The 8,899-nt window shown below is 53.8% G+C and carries 11 protein-coding genes; 1 reads left to right on the top strand and 10 read right to left on the bottom strand.

Annotated features, from left to right (window positions below):
• Window positions 1–212: 212 nt before the first annotated feature.
• Genes IBX50_RS14260 through IBX50_RS14240 form a run of 5 tightly spaced genes read right to left on the bottom strand, consistent with a single transcriptional unit; the run spans window position 213 to window position 4,047 of the window.
• Entirely contained in the window at window positions 213–815 is a 603-nt protein-coding gene (locus IBX50_RS14260) for a Yip1 family protein (protein ID WP_292256930.1), read from the bottom strand.
• Between the two features lie 11 nt (window positions 816–826).
• Window positions 827–1,735: a heme o synthase gene (cyoE, locus tag IBX50_RS14255; protein ID WP_292256928.1), complete on the bottom strand. Its 909-nt coding sequence runs from the start codon at window positions 1,733–1,735 to the stop codon at window positions 827–829.
• Entirely contained in the window at window positions 1,719–2,783 is a 1,065-nt protein-coding gene (locus IBX50_RS14250) for a heme A synthase (RefSeq protein WP_292256926.1), read from the bottom strand. The genes cyoE and IBX50_RS14250 overlap by 17 nt, the downstream gene beginning before the upstream one ends.
• Window positions 2,784–2,816: 33 nt before the next feature.
• On the bottom strand, window positions 2,817–3,305 hold the full coding sequence (locus IBX50_RS14245) for a hypothetical protein (RefSeq protein ID WP_292256924.1): 489 nt from the start codon (window positions 3,303–3,305) through the stop codon (window positions 2,817–2,819).
• A complete protein-coding gene (locus IBX50_RS14240) occupies window positions 3,298–4,047 on the bottom strand; it encodes an SURF1 family protein (RefSeq protein WP_292256922.1) in 750 nt (249 codons plus the stop codon). The genes IBX50_RS14245 and IBX50_RS14240 overlap by 8 nt, the downstream gene beginning before the upstream one ends.
• On the opposite strand from IBX50_RS14240, the gene IBX50_RS14235 reads away from it, so the two are divergent.
• Complete coding sequence (locus tag IBX50_RS14235) at window positions 4,046–4,237, top strand: DUF2909 family protein (protein ID WP_292256920.1); 192 nt, start codon at window positions 4,046–4,048, stop codon at window positions 4,235–4,237. The two genes, IBX50_RS14240 and IBX50_RS14235, sit on opposite strands and share 2 nt — an antisense overlap.
• Here IBX50_RS14235 and IBX50_RS14230 read toward each other — a convergent pair.
• The 5 genes from IBX50_RS14230 to IBX50_RS14210 form a co-directional block, all read right to left on the bottom strand.
• Window positions 4,234–5,094: a cytochrome c oxidase subunit 3 gene (locus IBX50_RS14230; RefSeq protein WP_292256918.1), complete on the bottom strand. Its 861-nt coding sequence runs from the start codon at window positions 5,092–5,094 to the stop codon at window positions 4,234–4,236. The genes IBX50_RS14235 and IBX50_RS14230 overlap by 4 nt on opposite strands.
• A complete protein-coding gene (locus IBX50_RS14225) occupies window positions 5,084–5,647 on the bottom strand; it encodes a cytochrome c oxidase assembly protein (RefSeq protein WP_292256916.1) in 564 nt (187 codons plus the stop codon). Before IBX50_RS14225 ends, IBX50_RS14230 begins: the two co-directional genes overlap by 11 nt.
• A gap of 14 nt (window positions 5,648–5,661) precedes the next feature.
• Window positions 5,662–7,314 carry a cytochrome c oxidase subunit I gene (ctaD, locus tag IBX50_RS14220; RefSeq protein ID WP_292256914.1) on the bottom strand — a complete coding sequence of 551 codons (1,653 nt, stop codon included), beginning with the start codon at window positions 7,312–7,314 and terminating at the stop codon, window positions 5,662–5,664.
• A gap of 13 nt (window positions 7,315–7,327) precedes the next feature.
• Window positions 7,328–8,473, bottom strand: a complete 1,146-nt coding sequence (coxB, locus tag IBX50_RS14215; RefSeq protein ID WP_292256912.1) for a cytochrome c oxidase subunit II — start codon at window positions 8,471–8,473, stop codon at window positions 7,328–7,330.
• Window positions 8,474–8,599: 126 nt separating this feature from the next.
• Window positions 8,600–8,773, bottom strand: coding sequence for a DUF2970 domain-containing protein (locus IBX50_RS14210; protein WP_292256910.1), 174 nt, complete (start codon window positions 8,771–8,773; stop codon window positions 8,600–8,602).
• Window positions 8,774–8,899 lie beyond the last annotated feature (126 nt).

Here is an 8,899-nt window from a genome sequence, read left to right as displayed (position 1 = left end):
GTGCTCTCGCACCAGAAGCTGGTCATAAACACTGTTCATCGTAGGCGGAATCATTATTCAGAGGAGTTGAGTGGAAGGGAATCATAGCATAATGCCAAAGTCGCAACCCAACACTAAAGCACAAAAACGGGAGAAAATGGCAAGTAATAAAGGCAGAAAGCATCCCCTGCCTTCCGCCTTGAAAAAGGTCAAAATCTTGCAGACTTTCCCGGCTAACGCATGTAAGCGGGTCCCATACCCAACCCCCAAAGCAGCACAGTTGTAGTAAGCAGCCCCACCAGCATCACCAGACCCACCGTGGCAATTGAAGTGGAGAACATAAAACCCTGCTCCTCCGGTATTTCCATGATGTGGGGCACCCCGGTGTACAGCAGATAAAGGGTATAAGCCAGCGCAATCAACCCGACAGCAACCACAAACCAGAGGTTAGGCCAGAAGCCTGCCAGTCCCGCCAGCAGCAGCGGTGATGCAGTGTAGGTGGTCAGTGCCATACAGCGTTCCATACTGGCATTGGAACTGTAGGTTTTTTCCATCCAGTGGATGATGCTTGCCATAAGACCGGCACCCACCAGCAAGGCCAGATAAAAGGCCAAAGCAATGGGTAGAGCACTGGACGGGGTGAGTTTGATGTACTCACCCATACCAATCGTCCACCCCACTTGGGTTGTACCCACAAACAGGGCAAAAGGTGGTATTGCACTCATCCAGATCAGATCACGAGTGTAATACTCCAGCACTGAATATTTTTCTTCCCTGACCTTTTGCCATTCTTTATCGGGGTTATATAAAACACCCCACATGTGTTGAATAAACATAACACACCTCCTCAGGTCATCAGGCTGGTGTAATGATCCACCAGCAGCAGCAAAAACAGCAGCAGGATGTAACGAATCGAGAACCAGAAAGATGCCAGTGGCACCGCCAGATCCTTACCTCGCCAAACCCGCCAGTTCCAGTGCAGAAAGCGCAGATTAAGCGCCAGCACACCCACCAGATAAATCCAGCCACTCATTCCGGTGACAAAAGGCAGCAGGGTTACCGCTACCGTCAACCAGGTGTAAAGCCACACCTGCAAACGGGCAAAGGCTTCACCATGAGTCACCGGCAGCATCGGCACTCCGGCCTTGGCATATTCTTCACGTTTATAAATTGCCAGCGCCCAGAAGTGGGGTGGTGTCCAGGCAAAAATGATCAACACCAGCAACAGTGCATCCGGGTGAATCTGTCCTGTAATGGCTGTCCAGCCCAGCAGTGGTGGTGCCGCCCCGGCCAACCCGCCAATAGTGATATTCTGGGGTGTCACCCGTTTCAGAAAACCCGTGTACACCAGGGCATAACCCAGCAGTGAAGCCAGTGTTAACCAGGCAGTCAGTGGATTCACCTCAATCCACAAGAGGGTGATACCCGCCACTGACAACAGACTGGCATAAGTGGCAGCCTGCAAACTGCCAAGCCGACCTTCTGCCACCGGACGACTGGCGGTACGAATCATCAAACGATCCAGCCGCCGATCCAGCAGGTGATTAAAAGCAGCGGCTCCCATCGAAGCCAGACCAATACCTAATAATCCGAACAGCACCTTGTCGACAGGTGGTAACCCCGGAACAGCCAAGGCCATTCCGACCAGAGCACAGACCAGCATGACCAGCACTACACGAGGTTTGCCCAGTTCCCAGTAATCCCGCCACACCGGCAGGGAAAAAGTTCCCGCATGTATCTCATTGGAATTGCGCATGGCCCACCTCCGTTAAAGTCACTCTTGGTACTTTTGTCCCGGTATATCCCAGTTGCCAGCCAGCCATCAGCAGGCTCAGCAGCAATAATGCAGCCCCGGCGGTATGCAGCAGTGCCAACCACAAGGGCAATAACAACAACACCGCAGCAATACCAAGTCCGGCTTGTACGCTGTACATCAACAAAGCCAATGCCAACCAGGGACGTGCAGTTCGTTGCCGGTATTGACGTACCACCAGCAGCAGTAAACCCAAGCCCAGCACCAACGCTCCCAAACGATGAGTAAAATGTATGGCGGTGCGTGCCGGGGCATGTAACTGACCATGCAGGTAATTAGGACCTACCTCCTGTGTCAGATGAAAACCTTCACTGAAATCGGTTTGTTGTGGCCACCACTGCTGGTTGCAGGTCGGAAACCCGGTACAGGACAACCCGGCATAGTTGCTGGATGTCCAGCCACCCAGCGCCATTTGTCCAGTCAACAACAGCAGTACCAGCCACCAACTGGCCGGAGGTTTTCTGCTGCCGGGAGCACCCGACTGACAGGAGCGCAAACGCCGGTACAACCAGAAAAACAAGGCTAGCACACTCATGCCACCCAACAGATGCAGGGTCACCACCTGTGGCCACAGTTTTAAAGTCACGGTCCAGGCACCAAAGGCACCTTGCAGGCCTATCACTACCAGCAACAACAAGGACAAAGCCAGTGGATAACCCGGCACCCGACGCAGTTTCCAGCCAATCCAGACTAGTGCTATTGCCAGCAAACCCAGACTGGATGCCAGATAACGATGCAGCATCTCCATCCAGGCCTTGTAATGATCCAGTGGATCATCCGGTGCAAAAGCCGCTGCTCGTTCTGCATCCGGCACCACCAAAGCACCGTAACAACCCGGCCAGTCCGGACAACCCAACCCGGCATCCACCAGACGTGTCCAGGCACCGGCCAACACCACCGTCAGGGTGAACACCACCCCAAAACCAGCCAGGGTGGTTGCCCGCCGCAAGAGTTTTGAACTACTGCTTTTTATGCCTAGTGCTGTATCCATGTTTCACTGTCCGTTATTGATCTAACCCCGACTTCAGCGATTGATCCGCAATAACCGCGTCAAGTCCCGGTGAATTTCTGCAGCTGGTGTATTCAGGTCATAAGCCAGCACCACACGTCCCTCGGGATCAACCAGCCAGGTATTACCTGCCACCGCCCAGGGGGGAGCAACATCCAGCCAGGGCAGGGCTTTTTCACCGGGCAATTCACTGCTGCCACCGGCTCTCAGGCGATACACCCGGTCGGCCTCCCGACCCAGCGCTCGATGCATTCGCCAGAGTTCGTCAGCCTGCGCCTCACAACGCTGATTGCAATCTGCTTCAGCCACCCACACCAGCCACCACTCTCCAGTCGCCTGCCAGGCCAAGGGCCACTCCTGCAAGGGTTCCAGTTCCGGTAACAGTTCACCCTTTGCCACCCGCGCTTCAGGAATACCGGCCTGTAGTGTGTACATGCCGGTGGAAATCAGCAGAGGTGCTGCCAGCAGTAACATCAGTAACAACAACTTGACCCGGTTAAGCATTTTTTCTTCTCCCGATAAAAGCCATCAACAATGCCAATCCGGCCAGCAACAACCACTGCACTGCATAACCCCAGTGACGCTCCGCAGTCATTTGACTGGGTGACCACCAACGATCCAGTCCACCAGCGCCACTCTCCTGATGCACCACCCCGGCAAACACCAACTCACCCAGATCCTGCCAGGGCTGCAGACTGATGGACTGCAAACGATCACCTTCACGATTATCACCAAACACCAGCGCCTGACTCTTCTGCAGTGGTTGCCAGCGCCCGGTCAGAGTCACTTCACCTGTGGGTGTGCTGATTTGTGGCAACTGACTGCGATCCACACTGGTTGCCACAAAACCTCGCTGAATCAACCACCAGCGTCCATCACGGGTTTGCAGGGGTGTCAGAGCTGCCACACCCACCTTGCCGTTTAATATCCGGTTATCCAGCCACAGGGTGCGCTCCGGCATAAACTCTCCACGAAGCTGCAGCCGGGTTAGTGGTGCGGGTGGTAACACATCCACTTCCGACTCAGCGGGATAAATCCGCAAGGGGGCTTCCTGCATTGCTGCATCAATCCGTTGTTTTTCCATACCCCTCTGCAACTGCCAGTTCGCCAACAACAATCCCAGCACTACCAATCCCAGCCAGAAGCTCCACCAAAGCAACAACGATGTTTTATGCTTGACAGGCACGCCGCTTTGCCCTGAACTGACAGGCATTCCTGTTGCTGTATCCCTGCTGGAGCCGGTCATGTTCAAACTCCTGATTGCTGTTGTTTTTCTTGCCATTCTTGCCAGCCTTGTGGCTGGTGCCGGTTTTCTGATCCGTGATCAGAGCTCATCCACCCGCCTGCTGACCTCCCTGAAAACCCGTATCCTGCTCACAGTGCTACTGATGTTACTGCTGCTAGTCGGTTTCTCATTCGACTGGCTGGGTGGTTAAAACACATACACAAACAGAAACAACCCAATCCATACCACATCCACAAAGTGCCAGTACCAGGCCGCAGCCTCAAAAGCGAAGTGTTTTTCCGGTGTGAAGTGACCACGCAACACCCGCACCAACATCACCAGCAAAATGATGGCACCAATGGTGACGTGCACACCGTGAAAACCCGTTAACAGAAAAAACGTGGCACCATAAATCCCGGCCTGCAGGGTTAATCCCAGCTCAGTCCAGGCATGGACATACTCCACCCCCTGCACCACCAGAAAAACCCCACCCAGCACCAGAGTCACAATCAGCCAGTTTCTTAACTGAATACGCTTTTGTGCTTTCAGAGCATGATGGGCAAAAGTCAGGGTAACGCTGGAGGTCACCAGCAACAGGGTGTTGATCAACGGCAAAGTCCAGGGATTCACCACCTCACGTGGCCCACCAATACTGGGGTCAGGAGTGTTCATCAAAGGCCAGCTGGCAACAAAATCCGGCCACAGCAGTGCCGTGACACCCTTGGCACCCTCCCCGTCCAGCCAGGGCAGTGCAAAGGTACGGATATAAAACAGCGCACCAAAAAAGGCGGCAAAAAACATCACTTCCGAGAAGATGAACCAGGCCATACCCTGACGGAAAGATCGATCCATCTGGGCATCATAAAGCCCGGCATTGGCCTCTTTCATCACATCACCAAACCAGCCGACAAACACCCAGACCACACCCACAAGACCGATCAGCAACAACAACAGGCCTTCGCCGCGGGTCATCAGCATTCCGGCTCCCACCATCAGGAACCCCATCACTACCACTGCAATGATTGGCCACTTACTGGTGGCCGGTACGTAATAGCTGCTACTGCTCATGAATACCTCCTATGACCAACCCCTGAGGATAAAGGGTATAGGCCAGGGTCAATTTGTTGACGCCTTGTGGCAGATCCGGATCAATCTGGAACACCAGCGGCATTTCGGAACGCTCACCGGCTTCCAGCCACTGCTCCTGAAAGCAGAAACACTCCATCTTGCGGAAATAACGAGCACCAGCAGAAGGACTGACACTGGGCACCGCCCGACCGGATGTACGACTGCTGCCCTGATTAACAAAACTGAAGGTTGCCAGTGCCACCTCACCGGGATGCACCCAGACCGAGGCCTGTTTTGCATCCAGTTGCCACGCCAGCCCTGTAGCGGTCTGGGTGACAAACTGCACCTCAATACGCCGAGAGACATCCACCGGAGCACCACCAACCACCTGTGCAGTGCTGGTGGTTTTGCCATTCAGGCCAGTGATTTCACAGAACACGTCATACAGGGGCACCAGGGCGATGGTAAAACCCACCATCAACGCCAGCCCCAGCAGGCTGCGCCTGACGGTGCGGGCAATGTCCTGACGCTGTTTTAGTGACGGACGGCTCATGGTTTACTCCAGCCTTAATGACGCGAAGGTGAGTCCCGCTCAGGAATAAATTCCGGCGGATGATCAAAGGTATGCAGCGGTGCCGGGCTGGGCAGTGTCCACTCCAGTCCTTCAGCACCTTCCCAGGCCTGAGCCGGAGCTTTTTTGCCCTTGCCACGGATACACAGGATCACCACCGCCACAAACAGCAGCTGCGAGATACCAAACAGGAAACCACCGATCGAGGACAACATGTTGAAGTCGGCAAACTGCAACGCATAATCCGGTATCCGTCGTGGCATACCGGCCAGCCCGGAAAAGTGCATCGGGAAAAAGGTTAGATTGACCCCGATCACCGACAGCCAGAAGTGCGCCAGCCCCAGCTTGACGTTGGGATAAACCCCCGACCACTTGGGTAACCAGTAATAAGCAGCAGCCAGAATGGCAAACACTGCACCGGGCACCAGCACATAGTGGAAGTGCGCCACCACAAAGTAGGTGTCGTGGTACTGGAAATCTGCCGGAGCTATTGCCAGCATCACCCCGGACAGACCACCAATGGTGAACTGCACAATAAAGGCCAGAGAAAACAGCATCGGCAACTCAAAGCTGATTGAACCCCGGAACAGAGTGGCTATCCAGTTAAAGACCTTCACCCCGGTGGGTACAGCAATCAGCATGGTGGAATACATAAAAAACAGCTGCGCCACCAGCGGCAGCCCCACAGTGAACATGTGATGCGCCCAGACCACAAAAGACAGAATCGCAATGGACGCCGTGGCATACACCATTGAGGCATAACCGAATAATCGCTTGCGGGCAAAGGTCGGCACTATGGCCGAAACAATACCAAACGCAGGCAGAATCATGATGTACACCTCGGGATGCCCGAAGAACCAGAACAGATGCTGGAACAGCACCGGATCACCACCCCCGGCGGCATCAAAAAAGCTGGTGCCAAAGTTGATGTCCAGCAACATCATGGTAATCACCCCCGCCAGCACCGGCATTACCGCAATCAGCAGGAAAGCCGTGATCAGCCAGGTCCAGACAAACAGCGGCATATCCATCAGACGCATATTGGGGGTACGCAGGTTCAGGATGGTGGCAATAATGTTGATGGCTCCCAGAATCGAACTGATACCCGCCAGATGCATCGCCAGAATAAAAAAGCTGGTGGAAGGTGGTGCATAGGTGGTGGAGAGCGGAGCGTAGAAAGTCCAGCCGAAGTTGGGACCACCACCCTCCATAAACAGCGTCGACAGCAGGATGGTGAAAGATACCGGCAACAACCAGAAGCTGAAGTTGTTCAGGCGGGGTAGTGCCATGTCCGGCGCGCCAATCTGTACCGGAATCATCCAGTTCGCCAGTCCCACAAAAGCCGGCATGATGGCACCAAACACCATGATCAAACCGTGCATGGTGGTCATCTGGTTAAAAAACTCCGGCACAACAAAAGTCATACCGGGTTGGAACAGCTCTGCTCGCACAATCAAAGCCATGGTGCCACCAACAAAAAACATCAGCAGTGCAAACAACATATACAGGGTGCCGATTTCTTTATGATTGGTGGTCAGTACCCAGCGCATCAAACCAGTTGGATGTGCAGGGTGCGTCGCGGAACCACCGGCAGCAGTCTCGGATAACGACTGCTGCACAACCGGACGAGGAGGTAATTTGGGGGACATGATTCAACTCCTGTTATTGATCGAGCAGCGCGCGAATCTCGGACGGTTGCACCGCATCACCGGTATCATTGCCCCAGGCATTACGCTCATAAGTGATGACTGCAGCCAGATCGGCAACTGAAAGGGTGCCGCCATAACCCGGCATGGATGTACCAGGACGACCAAACAACACTGCCTTGATATGCTTGTCCCGACCCTCTGCCGTGTTAGCCACAGGATTACCCCGCAGCGCCGGGAAAGCCGGTGGCATACCCGAACCATCGGCCTGATGACAAGCCGCGCAGTAAGTGGTGTAAACACCGGCTCCCCGGTCATTCAGCTCGGTCAGCGACCACTCACGCTCACCGCTGGTGGCTTCAGCTGCTAACATTTCGCGCTGCTCAATCAGCCAGGCCTGCCAGACCTCCTCACTCACCGCTCGCACCTCAATGGGCATATAGGCGTGATCCTGACCACACAACTCTGCACACTGGCCACGATAAGTGCCCGGCTCATTGATAATGGTCCAGGATTCATTGATAAAACCGGGAATGGTGTCTTTTTTGATGGCTAGATCCGGCACCCACCAGGCATGGATCACATCATTGGAGGTGAACAGAAAACGGATTTTTTTACCCACCGGAACCACCAGCGGCTGATCCACTTCCAGCAGGTAAAAATCACCCTTGGCTTCTTCACCCAGAATCTGGCTTCTAGGTGTACCCAGGTTACTGAAAAAGCTGATGTCTTCTTCAAGGTAGCGGTAATGCCAGCGCCACTGATAACCCGTCACCAGGATGTCGATATCCGAATCACTGGTGTCATAGATTTTTTTCAGGGTTGCTGTAGCAGGAATAGCCATGGCGACCAGAATCAGCAAGGGGATTGCCGTCCAGATCACCTCAACTGTGGTGTTTTCATGAAAGTGGGCTGATTTTGCACCTCTGGATTTGCGGTAGGCAAAGAGTGACCAGAACATCACTCCGAACACCACCACCGCAATGACTACACAAATCCAGAAAATGATCATGTGAAGGCTGTAAATTTCCCGGCTGACATCGGTCACACCAGGAGGCATGTTCCAGCCAGAAGAAGTATTAATTGCCAAGGCTTGTACCGGGATCAGCAGGCTGAAAAACAACAGCGTCAGCCACCTCCCCTTGGACAGGAGTTGGTGCATAGCGTCCTCTCTTTAACCTTCGTTGTTATTGTTATCACTTCGAAGTATAGGAGGAGGCGCCACAAACACCGAAATTACTTGTTAATTTTTGTAACTGTCAATGACCTGCATCAGGTTATAGTCACTTTATTGTGCCGCCCAGCGTGCGGCCAGCCAGACCAGCACCACAAACACACCAGCCAGCACGAGGCCGACCAGAATATAAGGCAGGGGAGAAGATTGCTGGAAATCACGCTGGCGGTTTTTTTCTGACTGCACACCAAAAAAGGCAGCCAACACGGATTTGATCACTTGCAACACGGGGAGGTGCTCCTGTTTTTTTTACTGGAGCTTGGCAGATACGAAAAAAAAGGCCACCTTTTCAGGCAGCCTTTTTTTGAAACTGGTGGGTCGTGAGGGATTCGAACCTTCGACCAATTGGTTAAA

The sequence above is a fragment of the Marinospirillum sp. genome (assembly GCF_014859565.1).
Note: the sequence above shows the minus strand (reverse complement) of the source record. Positions and strands in the feature narration are given on the sequence as shown.